This is a genomic window from Streptomyces griseofuscus, from assembly GCF_014673495.1.
Taxonomy (GTDB): Bacteria; Actinomycetota; Actinomycetes; order Streptomycetales; family Streptomycetaceae; genus Streptomyces; species Streptomyces murinus.
This window is the reverse complement of the sequence record NZ_CP051006.1, coordinates 790,464-806,410: the sequence shown is the minus strand read 5'-3', so window position 1 is coordinate 806,410 and position 15,947 is coordinate 790,464. Positions and strand designations below refer to the sequence as shown.

Here is a 15,947-nt window from a genome sequence, read left to right as displayed (position 1 = left end):
GAATAAATGTCGGACACATCGAATCCTACGGCGGCCGAACTGGCCGCCGTACTCGCCGAACTGCGACGCAAGGAGGAAGCGCTCGCCGCCAACGCGGAGGCGCTCGCCGCCCTGGAACGCGAGAAATACGAACCCATCGCCATCGTGGGGATGGGGCTGCGTATCCCGGGCGGGAACAACGACGTCGACACATTCGCCGAGTTCCTGCGCGAGGGCCGCTCGGGCATCGGACCGCTGCCGGCCGACGAGCGCCGTCAGATGGCCCCGGGCGACGGCGCGGAAGCCGACGGGCAGGACGGCGAGCTGCCGAGCGGCGGCTTCGTCCATGACGTCGACCGCTTCGACGCCGCCTTCTTCTCGATCTCCCCCAAGGAGGCCCCCTACATCGACCCCCAGCAGCGGCTGGCCCTCCAGACCGCCTGGGAGGCGCTGGAGCACGCGGGCATCGACCCCACCTCGCTGCGGCACGGCGACACCGGCGTGTTCATGGGCGTCACCACCCTCGACTACATCTTCGAGTCCACCGACCTCGCCCCCGCCGACCTCGACGGCTACCTCGCGCCCGGACTCACCCACAGCGCCGTCTCGGGCCGGATGTCGTTCTTCCTCGGGCTGCGCGGCCCCTGCCTGACCGTCGACACCACCTGCTCCTCGTCGCTGACGGCCACCCACCTCGCCGTGCAGGCCCTGCGCGGCGGCGAGTGCGGGATCGCGCTGAGCGGCGGTGTCAACGTCATCCACAACGCGCAGAACCACACCATCCTGAAGCTGGGCGGGGTGCTCTCCGCCGACGGGCAGTGCAAGACCTTCGACGAGCGGGCCGACGGCTACGCCCGCGCCGAGGGCTGCGGGGTGCTGGTCCTCAAGCGGCTGTCCGACGCGCTGCGGGACGGCGACACCGTGCACGCCGTCATCCGGGGCTCCGCGGTCGGCCAGGACGGCGAGAGCGCGGGCCTGACGGCGCCCAACGGCGCCGCCCAGGAACAGGTCATGCGCTCCGCCCTGGCCCGGTGCCGGCTCACGCCCGGCGACATCCACTACGTCGAGGCCCACGGCACGGGCACCGCGCTCGGCGACCCCACCGAGATGGACGCGATCAGCGATGTGTTCGCGACGTCGCACACCAAGGAACGGCCCATCGTGGTGGGCTCGTTGAAGACCAACATCGGGCACATGGAGGGCGCGGCCGGTGCCGGCTCGCTCATCAAGGCGGTGCTCCAACTGCGGGAGCGTACGGTCTTCCCGCACCTGAACCTCGTCACCCCCTCCCGGCGCATCGCCTGGGACGAGGCGCCCGTCACCGTGCCGACCGAGTGCCGCCCCTGGCCCGGCACCGGCCCCGGGCGCGCGATGGTCAACGGGTTCGGCGTGACGGGAACGATCGCCTCCGTCATCGTGGAGGAGGCACCGCCCGCACCCGCCGAGGAAGCGGAGGCCGAGACACGCCCGAGCGCCGTGCTCACGCTGTCCGCCAAGAGCCGCGCCTCGCTGCGCCGGCTCGCCGAGCGCTACCTCGACCACCTGGACCGCCACCCCGACACCCCGCTCGCGGACCTGTGCCGCACCTCCAACACCGGGCGCGCGCACTTCCGTTACCGGATCGCCGAGGTGGTGGGCGACCGGGACGGCGCCGTACGGGCCCTGGGCAAGCGGGTCGAGTCCCTGGCGGCGGGCAGCGCCCGCGGCGGCTCGACGAGCGCCCCTAAGGTGGCCTTCCTCTTCTCCGGCACCGGCACCCAGTACCCCGGCATGGGCGCCGCGCTCTACCGGCAGTACCCGGTCTTCCGCGCCGCGCTGGACGAGTGCGACGCCATCCTCACCCCGCTGCTCGGCGTCCCGCTCGGCGCGTTGATCCGCGGCGAGTGCGAGGCACCCGAGCGCATCCACGAACCCCGTTACCTCCAGCCCGCGTTGTTCAGCCTGGAATACGCGATGGCCCGGCTCTGGCTGTCCTGGGGCGTCCGCCCCTCGGTGCTGATGGGCCACAGCCTGGGCGAGTTCGCCGCCGCCGCGGTGGCCGGACTGTTCTCGCTGGAAGACGGCGCCCGCCTGGTGGCCGCCCGCGGCCGGCTCAGCGAGGCACTGCGCAGCAAGGGCGGCATGGCCGCGGTCGGCGCACCCGCCGCGGAGATCGCCCCGCTGATCGAGGACTACCCGGACCTGACCATCGGCGCCGTCAACGGACCCGGCCAGTGCCTGCTCACCGGCGGCCATGACTCGCTCGCCGACGCGGGTCGGAAACTGGCCGAACGCGGCGTGAAATTCACCCCGTTGAAGGGCGCCGTGCCCTACCACTCGCCGCTGATGGCGGAGATCACCGACGCGTTCCGCGAGGTCCTCGCCGGTGTCGAGTTCCGCACCCCGGGCATGGCCCTGGTCTCCAATGTGACCGGACGCGTGGCCCGCGGCCGGCAGATGGCGGACCCCGAGTACTGGATCAGCCACCTGCTCGAACCGGTGCAGTTCGAGGCCGGTGTCCAGGCGGTGGACCAGCGCGGTCGGCATGTCTTCGTCGAGCTCGGCCCCTCCGGCGCGCTCACCGCGCTGGCCAGGACCTCGGCCGGCGATGCCGACCACGTCTGGCTGAGCAGCACCTTCCGGGACGACCGCGACGGCGACATGGTCCGCCGGTCCCTGGCCAAGGCGTACGAGGCGGGCGTGCCCATCTCCTGGACCGGCTACCACGAGGGCGCCTCGCGACGCCGGATCCCCGTGCCGTCGTACCCCTTCGACGGCAAGCGGTACTGGCTGCCCACCCCGCAGCGCCGGGCCGCCGAGGCCGCCTGGCAGGCGGAGCGGACCGGCGAGGACCAACAGGGCGCGAACGGCGGCCTGTTCTACGAGCAGCACTGGGTCGCGCAGACCCTGCCGGACACCCGCCGCGACGGACGGCGCGTCCTCGTCGCCGGGGGCACGGACCGGCTGCCGCGCGCCCTCGCCGAGACGGCCGCGGCCCAGGGCGTCACCCTCGATGTCGTACCCGACCCCGAGGCCCTCGCCGGGGCGCTGGCGGGCGAGCCGCCCACCGATGTCTGCTGGCTGTGGCGCGCCCACACCGGCGAGGAGACGGGAGCGGCGCGGCTGCGCGCCGAGTCCGAGGCCAACTACCGTGATCTGCTGGCCGTGTTGGACACGCTGGCCCGCTCGGGCTTCGGCCGGGGCCAGCGGCTGTGGCTGGTCACCGAGGGCGCCCAGCACCTGCCCGGCGACAAGAACACCGAACCGGCGGCCGCGGCCACCCTGTGGGGCTTCGGCCGCGCGCTGGGCGCGGAGTTCCCCGGCTACCGGGTGACCCTGCTGGACCTGACACCCGGCGCCGACGGCGCCGCGGGACTGGTGGGGGAGTGCCTGGCGGCCCAGGAGAGCGAGCTGGAGATCGTCCACCGCGACGGCGGGCGCTGGGTACGGCGGCTGCGCACGGCCGACCCCGTGCCCGCGGACTCCCGTCCCCTCACCGTCCGACCCGACCGCACCTATGTGGTGGCCGGCGCGACGGGCATGGTCGGACGGGCTCTCGCCCGCCGCCTGGTGGCCCTCGGCGCCCGCCATCTGGCCCTGCTGAGCCGCACCGGCGGCCCGGCCCCGGCCCTCGGCGACGGCGTCACGGTCCAGGTCCACGCCTGCGACCTCGGCTCCGCGGCGGACCTGACCCGCGTCCTGGCCGAACTCGCCGCCACCGCGCCCCCGGTGGGCGGTGTCGTGCACGCCGCCCAGGAGGCCGCGCGGGACCTGCCACTCGCCCAGCAGACCTGGGAGAGCCTGGACGCCGTGTTCCAGGCCAAGGTCTACGGCGCCTGGCTGCTGCACGAGGCCACCGCCGGCCTGCCCGAGCTGGACTTCTTCCTCGGCTGCTCCACGGCGGGCGCCCTGTTCGGCGCCGCGACGCAGACCGGTGCCGGTGCGGGCGCCGCCTTCCTCGACCATCTGATGGCCCAGCGCGCCGGTGCCGGGCTGCCCGCCACCGCCGTCAACTGGGGCCCCTGGGCGCCCCGGGAGCCGGGTCGGCAGCTCAGCTCCTCGCTGGTCCGCAGCTGGGAGGGTCAGGGCATCACGCTCCTGGACGAGGACGAGGCCACCGACGCGCTGCCCGCGCTGCTGGACGCCGGGCGCGCCCAGGTCCTGATGGGCCGCTGCGACTGGAACCGTTTCGTGGCCCGCAGGGCGCCCAGCGCGCTCTTCGCCGAACTGGTCTCGGGATCCGCCGCGGACGGGACGCCGACCGGTGTCGACGCCCTGGCCGACACCCCGGGGGCGGCCCGCTCGGCCGGGATCAACGCCATCGTGCGGGCCCGGCTCGCGGACGTGCTGCGCTTCGAGTCGGCCGACGACATCGAACCCGACGCCGAACTGGCCGCCCTCGGCATGGACTCGCTCAACGCGGTCGAGATCCGCAACGCGCTGGAGGCGGCCTTCCGGATCACGCTGCCCGCGTCGGTCACCTTCGACCGGCCCGGCGTGGACCTGCTCGGCGCATACATCGAAGAACTGCTGTCCGGTGCCGAGGCACCGGCACACGAGGCGGGAACGGGAGCACACCGATGACCACAGCCACACGATCGCGGACCCTGGGGGAAGTGATCTCCCGCCAGGCCGCGCTCCGGCCCGACCAGCCGGCCGTCGTCTGCGCCGGACGGTCGCTCACCTACCGGGAACTGGACCGGGAGAGCACGCGTACGGCCGAGGTGCTGCGCGCGGCAGGCGTCGTGCCCGGCGCCCGGGTGGGCTACCTCGGCAAGGAGGCCGTCGAGTACTGGGAGCTGGCCTTCGCCTGTGCCCGCACCGGCGCGGTCCTGGTCCCCGTCAACTGGCGGCTGACCCCCCAGGAGGTGGACCACATCCTGCGGGACTCCACCACCCAGGTGCTGCTGGTGGACGAGGAGCACCTGCCGGTGGCCGCCGAGGTGCGCAAGGGGCTGCCCACGCTGCGGACCCTGCTCTGCCTGGACGCCGACACGCCGGGCTCCGAGTCCTTGGCCGCCCGCAAGGAAGCGGTGTCCGCGGGTGCCGGCCCGCGGAAGCCCGGCGGCCGGGAAGTGCCGGACGACGCGGAGAGCCCCGTCGTGCAGATCTACACCAGCGGCACCAGCGGGCTGCCCAAGGGCGTCGTCCTGCCGCACCGCAGCTTCTTCAACGTCGCCGAGGCGATGGACGACAACGGCCTGGACTGGCTCGACTGGAAGCCCGGCGACCGCAGCCTGATCGGCCTGCCCGGCTTCCACATCGGCGGCCTCTCCTACGCGATGCAGGCGTTCAACGCCGGTGTCACCGTGGTGTCGCTGCCCGCCTTCATCAGCTCCGACGCGGTGCGGGTGATCGAGGAGGAGAAGGTCACCACCGGCATCGTGGCACCCGCCATGCTGGAGCTGATGCTCCTGGAACCGGCCGCCGCCAGGGGCGCCCTCGGCTCGCTGCGCAAGATCGTCTACGGCGGCTCGCCGATCGGCGAGGACCTGCTGAGCCGGGCGATCGACCTCATGGACTGCGACTTCCTCCAGATCTACGGCAGCAGCGAGACCGGCAACTTCGCCGTCTGCCTGCCGCCCGCCGACCATGTCCCCGGCAGCCCGCGACTGCGCGCGGCGGGCCGCCCCTACCCGGGGATCGAGGTGCGCATCGAGGACCCCGAGGGCCGGGTGCTGCCCACCGGCGAGGTCGGCGAGGTCTGTGTGCGCACCCCCGCCCGGATGCTCGGCTACTGGCGGCTGCCCGAGGCCACCGAGCGCACCGTGGTGGAGGGCTGGGTGCACATGGGGGACGCCGGCTACCTCGACGAGGACGGCTACCTCTACGTCCGCGACCGCGTCAACGACATGATCATCGTGGCGGGCGAGAACGTCTACCCGAAGGAGATCGAGGACGCCCTAGCCCGGCACCCCGCCGTGGCCGGCGCCGCCGTGGTGGGCCTGCCGCACGAGCGCTGGGGCGAGTCCGTGCACGCCCGGGTGGTCCTGGAGCCCGGTCAGGAGGCGGGCGCCAGGGACCTGCACCTCTTCCTGCGCGGAAGGCTCGCGGACTTCAAGATGCCCACGTCGTACGACTTCGCCGACGCCCTGCCCCGCAACCCCAGCGGCAAGGTCCTGCGCCGGGCGGTGCGCGACGAACTCGCCGCCGCGAAGAGCTGACCGCACATCGCGTACGACGCCGGCCCGCCACCTCACCGAGGGGGCGGGCCGGCGTCGTACGGGAACAGCGTTGACCGGTGGCGACGGCGGGGTCCGGGAGGTCCCGGTGCCGGCGGGCGTTGGGGAGATCGCTTTCCTGGCGCCGGTGAGCGGTACCGGACGGCCGGTGTGCCGGGTGCTTCGCACTGACTGGAACCGGCTGGATGTGTCCAACGCGCGGACCGCGGTGCGGGCCCGGTCACCTGTCGAGCCAGCCGACGACGAGAGGCGTCCTGGACGACGGTCCGGGCCGGGTCCGGCTCTGCGGCCGGGCGTACTACCGGGACCAGCTTCGACACGACCCGGACCGCCCAGGATGATCCCGGCAGTTCGTGGAGATCGCCGGTGAAGCGGTGCGGGTGTGGACGGCCTGAGCGGACGCCCCCGGCCGGGGGCGTCCGCTCAGGCCGTCCGACCGGGCTCAGCCGTGCAGATGGCGGCGCAGATAGTCGTGCCAGGTCTGTTCGAAGGTCCTGGCGAGGGCCGAGTGCGGCGCGAACACGTCCCATGAGTGGAAGGCGTGCGCGTAGACATGCAGGTCGACCGGGACCCCGGCGGCGATCAGCCGCCGCGCGAAGTCGATGTCCTCGTCGCGGAAGACGTCGAACTGGCCGACCGCGATGAACGTGTCCGGCAGGCCCCCGAGATCGGTGGCGCGGCCCGGCGCGGAGTACGGGTGCACATCGGGCGCCCCCACGCGGTCGCCCAGCACCGCGGCCCAGGCGTACAGGTTCTCCTGACGGTCCCAGACACCGAGGTCGGTGATCTCCCGGCTGGAGCGCGTCACGCCCCGGTCGTCGAGCATCGGGTAGAGCAGCGACAGCAGCCGCGGGGCGCGCTCACCGCGGTCGCGGACCATGAGCGCGGCGGCCGTGGCGACCGCCCCGCCGCCGCTCGCGCCCGCGAGCCCGATCCGGTCCGGGTCGATGCCGTGCTCGGCGGCGTGCGCGGTCAGATACGTGTACGCCAGATGGCCGTCCTCGGCCGCGCCCGGCGCCGGAGTCTCCGGCGCCAGCCGGTAGTCGACGGCGGCCAGGACGACATCGAGCCGCAGCGCCAGGTCCGCGCAGTACGCCCGGGCCGTGCGGTCGTGGGCGCTGCCGAGCACTTGCCCGCCGGCGTGGAAATGGACCAGGGCAGGGCGGGCGCGGTCGGGGTCGCCGGGATGGAACATCAGCACGTCGAGCACGGTCCCGTCCGCGCGCGGCAGGCTCAGCGTCTCGCTCTTGACGCGCGGGTCCGGCTCGGGCGCGGGGAGCCACTCCTCGGCCGCCGCCACCCGCTCGCGGCACACGGGGATGTCGGAGAGGTCCAGCAGGGCGCCGTTCGGGGCCTTGGGCAGGGCGGCCAGCGCCGCCGCGAGCTCGGGGTCGATGTCGTGGGCCATGGTCTCTTTCCTTCCCGGGATCGGAACAAGAGGGCGTCGCCCGAAGCGGGGAACGTGACCGCGCGGGCGCCGCCGGCCGGGGCGCGGCGACCGTGAACGCCCGGGCGGCCCCGAGGAGTTGCCACCGCTCGGTGCCGCCGGACGCGACGCGGCCGCGGTGCCGCCCTGGGCCCCGGCCGGCCCCGCCCCGGAGCGGGACGAGAACCGCCTAGCGGGTGTAGTCCTTCGGCTCGAAGACGGCGGTGCGCTCCTTGTACGCCTCGATGCTGGCGGGCCAGTTGTTGACCACCCGCCCGTCGCCCGTCTTGTACCAGCTCGCGCACCCCGCGGCGAAGGCTGTGCCCGCGAGGTCCCGCTGGAGCTCCTCGTTGTAGCGGCGCTGCACCTCGGGGTCGACGTCCAGGATGCGGTTCGGCTCGCCGCCGAGGGAGCCGAGCGCCTTGAGGACGTAGTCGATCTGGCACTCCACCATGAACAGGATCGAGTGGTGGCCCAGGTTGGTGTTCGGGCCGTAGAGCATGAACATGTTCGGGAAGCCGCTGACCGACACCCCGAGATACGCCTCGGGGCCGTCCTTCCACGCCTCGCGCAGCGTCAGCAGGTTCCGTCCGACGATCTCCGCCCCGCCGGTGCGGTCGAGCGGCTGGAAGCCGGTGGCGTGCACGATCACATCGACCTCGTGCAGCCGCCCGTCCGCGGTCCTGATGCCCTCCGGCTCGATCCTCGTGATGGGCTCGGAGACCAGCTCGACATTGTCGCGGGAGACGGCCGGGTAGTAGTCGTCGCTGATCAGCACCCGCTTGCAGCCGAACGCGTAGTCGGGGGTGAGCCGGTCGCGCAGCTCCTCGTCGGCGACCTGCGCGGCCAGATGATCCTTGGCCACCCGCAGGAACTCGTCCCGCACCGGGTTGCCGTCGTCGCGCAGGCCGACGGCCCAGCCGTCGCGCTCACGGTAGAGGCCCTCGCGCAGCTCGTCGTAGCGGTGCGGTTCGGCGAGCAGCTCGGCGCGCTCCTCGTCGCTCAGGGCCTGGTCCTGGCGCGGCAGCAGGTAGTTGGCGGACCGCTGGAACACCGTCAGCCGCTCGGTGTCCGCCGCGATGGCGGGCACCAGCTGGACGGCACTGGCCGCGCTGCCGATGCAGGCGACCCGCTTGCCCGTCAGATCCAGGTCCTCGGGCCAGCGCGCCGTGTGCACCTGGGTCCCGGTGAAGCGCTCCGCGCCCTCGATGGCCGCCCAGGCGGGCAGATTGAGCTGTCCCCACGCGGTGATCAGCGCCCGGGCCCGCAGCCGCTCGCCGCGCGCGGTGCGCAGCAGCCAGCGGCCGTCCTCGTCCGACCAGGTGGCCTGGGTGACCTCGGTGCCGCAGCGGATGTGCTCCATCAGCCCCTGGCTCTCGGCGAACCGTTCGAGGTTGTGCAGGATCTCCGGCTGCCCGGCGTAGGTGCGGCTCCAGTCGGGCTGCTCGCCGAAGGAGTACCAGTACAGGTGGGACTGCACATCGCAGGCCGCGCCGGGGTACGTGTTGTCGCGCCAGGTCCCGCCGATCCTGGCGGCCTTCTCCAGCACCGTGAACGTGTGCCGGCCGGTCTCCTTGAGACGGGCGGCCATGCCGAGGCCCGACATCCCGGCGCCGATGATGACGATCTCGAAGTCCTCGTCCATAGTCATCCCCTTCGTAGTGCCTCTTCGCGCTCCACCCTGGACAGGGCTGCTGATCGACGGCTGAAGAACGACTGATGGACCGAAGAGCTACATTTGCTCACAGTGATTGCAATAGAAAAGGATGCGACAAGTAAACCCTCGCCGACTCGAAGGAGAAAAGCATCGAAGAATGCTTTGACAGCGCTCTCTTCGTGCTCGTGTCGACTTCCTGTGCGGGGTATGCGCGAGGAATAGTCTCGCGCGAAGCGCTGACACGGAGCTGACGCGCCGCGGACTCCTTCGGACGAGGCCGGGCCCGAAAACGAGGAACGAGGCTGCGGCGGTACGCCCCCGGCGGTTTCCGGGCGTACTGCCGCAGCCTCGTCGCTGCCTGCCGCTGGGCCGCCGAGCCGCTAGGCGGGCACGGCGGCGTCCAGCGAGGGCGCCTGGTTGAGGATCTGCTGGAGCCGCTGGCGCAGCTTGAGCGAGGGCTCCATGCCCAGCTCGCTGGCCAGCCGTTGCCGTGTGCTGTTGTACGTCTCCACCGCCTCGGCCTGCCGCCCGGTCCGGTACAGGGCCAGCATGAGCATCTCGGTGAGCCGCTCCCGCCAGGGGTGGATGGTGCGCATGCGCTTCAGCTCACTGATGCTGTGCACCGGGTCCGCCAGCTGTATCTCCAGCCAGAGCTTGTCCTCGACCGCGCACAGCTGCTCCTCCTCCAGGGCCAGCGCCACGCTCTGCGACATGGGCCCCTGGGCCACGTCCTGGAAGGGCGCACCGCGCCACAGCGCCAGTGCCTCGTCGAGCAGGTGAAGCGCCTGGTCGGGGGTGTGCCGGGCGCAGGCGCGGGCTTGGCCGACCAGGCGCCGGAAGGCCGCCGCGTCGGTCTCCTCGTCGCCCAGCTCCAGTACGTACCCCGACGAGCGGGTGAGCAGTTCGGGTGCCCGGCCGTCCGGCCCGGCCAGTTGCTGGAGGGTCCGGCGTAACCGGTAGACGTGGGCCTGGAGCGAGTTCTCGAAGGTGGGAGGGGGGTTCTCTCCCCACAGCTCGGTGTACAGCTGCTCGGCGGCCAGCGGCCGGCCGGGGCTCACCAGCAGCGCCGCCAGCAGGGTGCGCTGCCTGTTGCCGCCGACGGTGTGTGTACGACCGCCGGTGCGCACCTCCAGGGGGCCCAGGAATGCGCAGACCGGACGCGTCAGGGAAACGTCCGGTCCCGTAGGCCCGGAATGTAGTCTCCGGTCGTTGTTCGGATGAGCGTCCTCGAACTTCGAATAGGTGATCACTTTTTCCTCCTGCCGAGCCGTACGCGGTTCCTTTAATTGACTCCAGTAACCTTCGCAACCGCAAGTATCGAGCAGAGTCGGCCGTCGCTTCCAGGCCAGTGCGTGTCCATTGCAACAATGCTGATTTCCGTCGGTGATATCGGGGTGAACTGGTGCATTTCGGACGTCATCATTGCGTGTTCGCCACCCCATCGTGCTGATTATCGAGCCCAGCCACGGCCGGTTAAGGCACTGCATTAACGGTTTTCCAATTGCCGGGACCGCTTTCATCGGACGATCAGGAACCTGTCAGGTGCGGTTGCTTGGATCGCGGGTACCGCCGACCGCGACCGAGAAAGAGGTGTGTGATGGGGCCCGTTCGTCAGCCGCTCCGTGTGGGGGTCCTGTTGCCGACCCGGGAGCAGGCGATCCTCGGCGAGCGCGGCGCCTCCTCCCTGCTGGACTTCGCGCGACGCGCCGAACAGCTCGGCTTCGACTCCCTGTGGACCGGCGACTCGCTCACCGCGCGCCCCCGGCTCGACCCCCTGGTGGTGCTGTCCGCCGTCGGCGCGGTGACCCGCCGGGTGCTGCTGGGCACCGCGGCCATGACACCGGCGCTGCGCCACCCGCTCGTGGCCGCGAGCATGGTCAGCAGCCTGGACCAGGTCAGTTCCGGCCGGCTCGTGCTCGGCGTGGGATCCGGCTTCCCGGTACCGGAGACCGACGAGGAACTGGCCGCCGTGGGCGCCTCGCCAGCCGCCCGGGCCGGCTCCGTCGACGAGGTCACCGCGCTGTGGCGGACGGCCTGGAGCAGCACCCGGCCCGGCGCGCCCACACACTTCACCGGCCGGCACTGGCAGGAGGAGGGCCTGGACCGGCTGATCTGCCCCGCCGCGCTGGACGGACCGCCGCTGTGGCTCGCCGCCGGCGCCGACGGCGCCCGCGCGCTCGAACGGGCCGCGCGCCTCTACGACGGCTGGCTGTCGTCCCGTACCTCGGCCGAGTCCTACGCCGGTGCCCGGCGCCGTCTGGAGGACCTCTGCCGGCGCGCGGGACGCCGGGCCGGCGCGGTGACCCCGGCCCTGTATCTCACGGTCACGGTCGGCCCGGACGAGCGCGGGGCCAGGGTCGAGCTGGACGACTATCTCGAACACTGCTACGGACGCGCCCTGGAGCAGATGTCGGCCATGCGCGCCTGTGCGTGGGGGCCCAGCGAGCACTGCGCGCAGCGCCTCGCCGACTACGTGCGGGCGGGCGCCCGGCACATCCTGCTCCGCATCGGCTCGCTGCGACCGGAGACACACCTGCGGGAGATCGCGGACGTACTCGTGTCCACGGCCCGCCAGACAGATCAGGAGAGCACATGAGCACCGCCGGCCGCACCCGACGCGCCCGCTGGTTCACCACCGCCGGGGCCGACCCGCACGCCGACCACCAGGTGTTCCTCTTCCCGCACGCGGGCGGCACCGCCCCGGCCTACCAGGCGTGGGCCGCCACCCTGCCCTCCACCATGGACGTACGCACCCTGCAACTGCCCGGCCGCCAGGAGAGGTCGGACGAGGAGCCGTTCACCGATGTGGAGCCCCTGCTGGACGCGCTCCTGGAGGTGTTCGAGGCCGAACTCGACGGCCGGCCCTATCTGCTGTTCGGCCACAGCTTCGGCGCGCTGCTCGCCTACCGGCTGTCCGTGGCCGCCGCGTGGAACGGGCTGCAGGCCCCCGCGCTCCTCGGCGTCTCGGCCTGGGCCCCGGCCCTGGAACCGGCCGCCGAACTGGCCCGTGTCGCCACCATGTCGGACGACGAACTCCTCGACCGGGTAGGCCAGTTGGGTCTGATGCCGGAGGGTGCGACACTCGATCCGGCCACCCTGGCCTCGATCATGCCCGCGCTGCGCGCCGACTTCCTGGCCGCGGGCAGCCTGCGCGAGGACGGCGAACCGGCGCCCTGCCCGGTCGCGGCCTACTGCGGCACCACCGACCCCATCGTGGCACCCGGCGACATGGCCGCGTGGGCCGACCACTGCACCGACTTCCTCGGCGCGACCCAGTTCCCCGGCGGCCACTTCTACCTCTTCGAACACACCGCGGCCCTCCAGCACAGCCTGGACCGCAGGCTGCGCCGCCTCTCCGCCCGGATCTGACGACCACACCCCACCCCGCGGAGACGGGAAGATCGCATAATCGCCGGATGGGAACAGTGACGGCGGTGCCGGGAACAGTGACGGCGCTGCGCCGGTACCCGGTGAAATCGATGCTCGGCGAGGCGCTGACGGCCGTGCGGGTCGGTGAGCGGGGGCTGGCCGGGGACCGGATGTTCGCGGTGCTCGACGCGGGTGGCGCGATCGGCAGCGCCAAGCATCCGCGCAAGTGGGAGCCGCTGCTGCGCTGCCACGGCCGGCTGACCGGCCCCGGCGCGGTCCGGGTCGAACTGCCGGACGGCACCGTCCTGTCCGCCGGGGCCGCGGAACTGGACGCGCGGCTCTCCGATCTGCTCGGCCGTCAGGTGTCCGTGTCGGACAAGCCGTCGGGGCACGGCGCCCTGGAGCGCGCGGTGCCCGCGTACGAGGGCGGCCTGCCGGACGTGCTGCGCGCGACGGCGGCCCCGGACGAGACCGGGGACCTCATCACCTCCGGGCGCGTCGCCCCCGGCACCTTCTTCGACTACGGCACGGTCCATCTCGTCACCACGGCGAGCCTGCGCCGGCTCCAGCAGGTGTATCCCGCGGGGGACTTCGCCCCGCGCCGCTTCCGGCCGAACCTGGTGGTCGACCTCCCCGGCGGCCCCGGTTTCCCCGAGGACACCTGGCCGGGCGCGACACTGCGGATCGGCGAGGCCCTGTTCCGGGTCACGGTCCCCACCCCCCGCTGCGTGGTCCCGACCCTGCGCCACGGCGAACTGCCCTCCGACCCGGGCATCATGCGCACGGTGGCCCGCGAGCACCGCGTCCCGGTCCTCACCCTCGGCCCGTTGTCCTGCGTCGGCGTCTACCTGGACGTAGTGGAACCCGGCACCGTCCGCACGGGCGATCCGGTGACCATGGGCGCCGGGGAGTAGCGGATCACCGGATCACCGCAGCGGCCCGTCGCCGGTCGATACGCTTCCCCGGTGACCGAACACGCCGGAGCACCTCAGAAGCCGTTCCTGTACGTCGTCGTCTGCGCGGCCGGTATCGCCGCCGGGGTCGAGGAGTTGATCGCGGCCGCGCAGGAGCGGGGCTGGGAGGTCGGGGTCATCGCCACCCCGGTCGCGATGGGCGGCTTCTTCGACGTCGCGGCCGTTCAGGCCCGTACCGGCAGGGTCGTACGGTCGGCATGGCGGTCTCCGGCCGATCCGCGGCCGTTCCCGGCACCCGACGCGGTGGCGGTCGCGCCGGCCACCTTCAACACCGTCAACAAGTGGGCGGCGGGCATCGGCGACACCCTGGCCGTCGGCACCCTGTGCGAGGCCGCGGGCCTCGGGGTGCCGATCGCGGTGCTGCCCTGTGTGGGTGGTGCGCTGGCCGCCCATCCCGCCTACCAGGACAGCCTGGTACGGCTGCGCGGGATGGGCGTGCGCTTCGGAGAGCCGTACTCCGGTGAGCCGGGCTCCGCCGGCGACCGCCCCGCGTTCCCCTGGACGACCGCCCTCGACCTGCTGGAACGAGCCTAGGAGCAGGTGAGCTCGGGTCCTTCCAGCATGCCGCCGGTGTACAGGGCCTGCCCGTTCGGCATCCAGTAGCCCAGCTTGGAGACCACCGTGGAGCAGGTGGCGCCGACGGTCACGCGGACCTTGACCTGCTCCGGGTGGCCGGGCTGGAGCTCGGTCAGCGCGCAGTCCAGGGAGTACGGAAGCCGGGTCCTCGCCGGGTACTTGCCCACCAGCGGGTTGACGCAGCGGGCGTCGGAGGTGGCGATCCGGACACCGCTGGCCGACTCGCCGATCAGTCCGAACCGTGCGCTGCCGTCGCCCTCCGCGCTGTCCCGGCGGACCGTGTAGACAAGCGTGGTCGTGGAGTTGCGGCGCAGGGTGGTCCGGTCGACGGTGATGGCGTGGGTGGGCGGCGCCTTGGGCGCGGTCAGTGTCAGGGTGGCCCGCACCTGGCCCGTGAGGTCCACCCCGGCGGGTGCGGACAGTACCCGTACGGTGGCCGTGATGTCGTATGTGCCGGGCCCCGGGTAGTCGCCCGAACCGGGCAGCGGGCCGCCGGCCAGGGTCTTGCCGGAGCGCTTGGCGGACCAGGTGCCATTGGTACGGCAGCTGTAGCGGACCCGGGTGCCCGCGCGGCCGCAGGAGGCCGGGGCGGAGACCGCGAACTGCGGGGTGCCGCTGCCCGCGCACAGGCTGACCAGCGCGTGCTGGCCGTGATCGCCGCGCAGCGTCCCCGCGACCGCGCACAGCGTGGCCGGATCCTCGGCCTTCGGGGCCGGGGCGGCGGCCGGGCTGCCCCAGGCCGGGGTGACGAGGGCCAGAGGCAGCAGCGCCGCTCCGGTCAGTGCTCTCAGGGTGGTCGGACGAGTCGGCACCGCGGTCCTCCCGGGCGGCCAGGACCGGCCGGGCGCCGGTCGCCTGCCCACGAGGATCATCCGACGGTACGACCCTCCACCGCCTCCCACGCCGAACGGTCACCTGGGGGCAGCAACACATCCGCCCGGACAGAACACCTAGCGCACCGCCCGCACATACCCCGAGGCGCCCGGAGTGGTGACGTCCCGGTCCCGGCGGACGATGCTCAGCCGCTTGCCCCAGCCGGCCAGGGCCTTGCGCAGTCCGTCCGAGGTGTACTCGATGTCGACCACGCGGTCCCCGAACGCCTTCGCGTACACCCCGCACTCGTCGTACTGCCCGCACTCCTCCGCCACCGCGAAGTCCAGCCCGGCCCGGCGCCGCCGGCCGGCCAGTTCGGAGGTGTTCTTCTGGGCGATCGCCAGGTGCCGGTCGTGCGCGTGCCGGGACAGCAGGGCGATGAACGCCGTCGCGTCGGAGGCGGAGAGCAGGCCGTCGGAGCGGGTGTAGCTGTCGTAGTTGTCCGGCTCCACGGCGTCGAAGCCCTTGCGCGCGCAGTCGTCGATCCAGCCGTCCACCCGCCGCGCCACCCGCTTGCGCTTGGCCGGGGTGCCGATGTCGAGCAGCGCCTCGTTCCAGTCCTTGTCCATGACCACCCTGCCGTGCTTGTCCCGCAGCAGCAGGTCGCGCGGCCAGGAGGCGCGTTCGGCGGGCTGGGCCTGGAAGGCGTTGACGTAGCAGATGTTGTACAGGCCCGGGGCGGGGGAGTCGGACCGGTCGCGGCTGACGACGCGGACGCCGGACGGCGGGGGATAGGCGCCGCCGATCTGGTAGTCGAACCCGGCGTGCCGGGGTGGCAGCCGGACCGAGGGCGGCTTCGCGCCGTCGTCCTTTCCGGTGGTCGCACAGCCCGTCAGGACGGAGACGGTGACGGCCAGTACGACGAGTGAGGCGGCGCGGAACATGTCAGGATCAAAGCGTGCAAACGCTTCGACCGTCAAGACGGTGTCCGG

The 15,947-nt window shown here is 72.8% G+C and carries 11 protein-coding genes; 6 read left to right on the top strand and 5 right to left on the bottom strand.

From position 1 onward, the window contains the following. Nucleotides 1-6: 6 nt before the first annotated feature. Together HEP81_RS03580 and HEP81_RS03575 are read left to right on the top strand one after the other, a co-directional pair. The gene (locus tag HEP81_RS03580) at nt 7-4,542 is read left to right on the top strand and encodes a type I polyketide synthase (protein WP_051849940.1); all 4,536 of its coding nucleotides are present in this window, start codon (nt 7-9) and stop codon (nt 4,540-4,542) included. Continuing rightward, entirely contained in the window at nt 4,539-6,122 is a 1,584-nt protein-coding gene (locus HEP81_RS03575; protein ID WP_037652467.1) for a long-chain-fatty-acid--CoA ligase, read from the top strand. The genes HEP81_RS03580 and HEP81_RS03575 overlap by 4 nt, the downstream gene beginning before the upstream one ends. A 460-nt stretch (nt 6,123-6,582) precedes the next feature. Here HEP81_RS03575 and HEP81_RS03570 read toward each other — a convergent pair whose 3' ends face one another. The 3 genes from HEP81_RS03570 to HEP81_RS03560 form a co-directional block, all read right to left on the bottom strand. Then, nucleotides 6,583-7,548, bottom strand: coding sequence for an alpha/beta hydrolase (locus tag HEP81_RS03570; protein WP_051849941.1), 966 nt, complete (start codon nt 7,546-7,548; stop codon nt 6,583-6,585). Nucleotides 7,549-7,756: 208 nt separating this feature from the next. Then, complete coding sequence (locus tag HEP81_RS03565) at nt 7,757-9,211, bottom strand: flavin-containing monooxygenase (RefSeq protein WP_051849942.1); 1,455 nt, start codon at nt 9,209-9,211, stop codon at nt 7,757-7,759. Nucleotides 9,212-9,603: 392 nt separating this feature from the next. Continuing rightward, nucleotides 9,604-10,350 (bottom strand): AfsR/SARP family transcriptional regulator, encoded by a 747-nt coding sequence (locus HEP81_RS03560; RefSeq protein WP_243279276.1) that lies wholly within the window; start codon nt 10,348-10,350, stop codon nt 9,604-9,606. Nucleotides 10,351-10,847: 497 nt separating this feature from the next. Between HEP81_RS03560 and HEP81_RS03555 the strand changes: the two genes are divergently transcribed. From HEP81_RS03555 to HEP81_RS03540, 4 genes are read left to right on the top strand one after another with little or no spacing between them, the layout of a single operon-like run. After that, nucleotides 10,848-11,819, top strand: coding sequence for an LLM class flavin-dependent oxidoreductase (locus tag HEP81_RS03555; protein ID WP_243279275.1), 972 nt, complete (start codon nt 10,848-10,850; stop codon nt 11,817-11,819). Continuing rightward, a complete protein-coding gene (locus tag HEP81_RS03550) occupies nt 11,816-12,592 on the top strand; it encodes a thioesterase II family protein (protein WP_037652474.1) in 777 nt (258 codons plus the stop codon). The genes HEP81_RS03555 and HEP81_RS03550 overlap by 4 nt, the downstream gene beginning before the upstream one ends. Nucleotides 12,593-12,639: 47 nt before the next feature. Beyond that, nucleotides 12,640-13,506, top strand: a complete 867-nt coding sequence (locus HEP81_RS03545; RefSeq protein ID WP_037652476.1) for an MOSC domain-containing protein — start codon at nt 12,640-12,642, stop codon at nt 13,504-13,506. A 51-nt stretch (nt 13,507-13,557) separates the two neighbouring features. Continuing rightward, nucleotides 13,558-14,100 carry a flavoprotein gene (locus HEP81_RS03540; protein WP_037652477.1) on the top strand — a complete coding sequence of 181 codons (543 nt, stop codon included), beginning with the start codon at nt 13,558-13,560 and terminating at the stop codon, nt 14,098-14,100. Here HEP81_RS03540 and HEP81_RS03535 read toward each other — a convergent pair. Both HEP81_RS03535 and HEP81_RS03530 read right to left on the bottom strand, forming a co-directional pair. After that, entirely contained in the window at nt 14,097-14,954 is an 858-nt protein-coding gene (locus HEP81_RS03535; RefSeq protein ID WP_051849943.1) for a hypothetical protein, read from the bottom strand. The two genes, HEP81_RS03540 and HEP81_RS03535, sit on opposite strands and share 4 nt — an antisense overlap. A 138-nt stretch (nt 14,955-15,092) precedes the next feature. Next, nucleotides 15,093-15,899: an endo alpha-1,4 polygalactosaminidase gene (locus HEP81_RS03530; RefSeq protein WP_037652478.1), complete on the bottom strand. Its 807-nt coding sequence runs from the start codon at nt 15,897-15,899 to the stop codon at nt 15,093-15,095. Nucleotides 15,900-15,947: the final 48 nt, after the last annotated feature.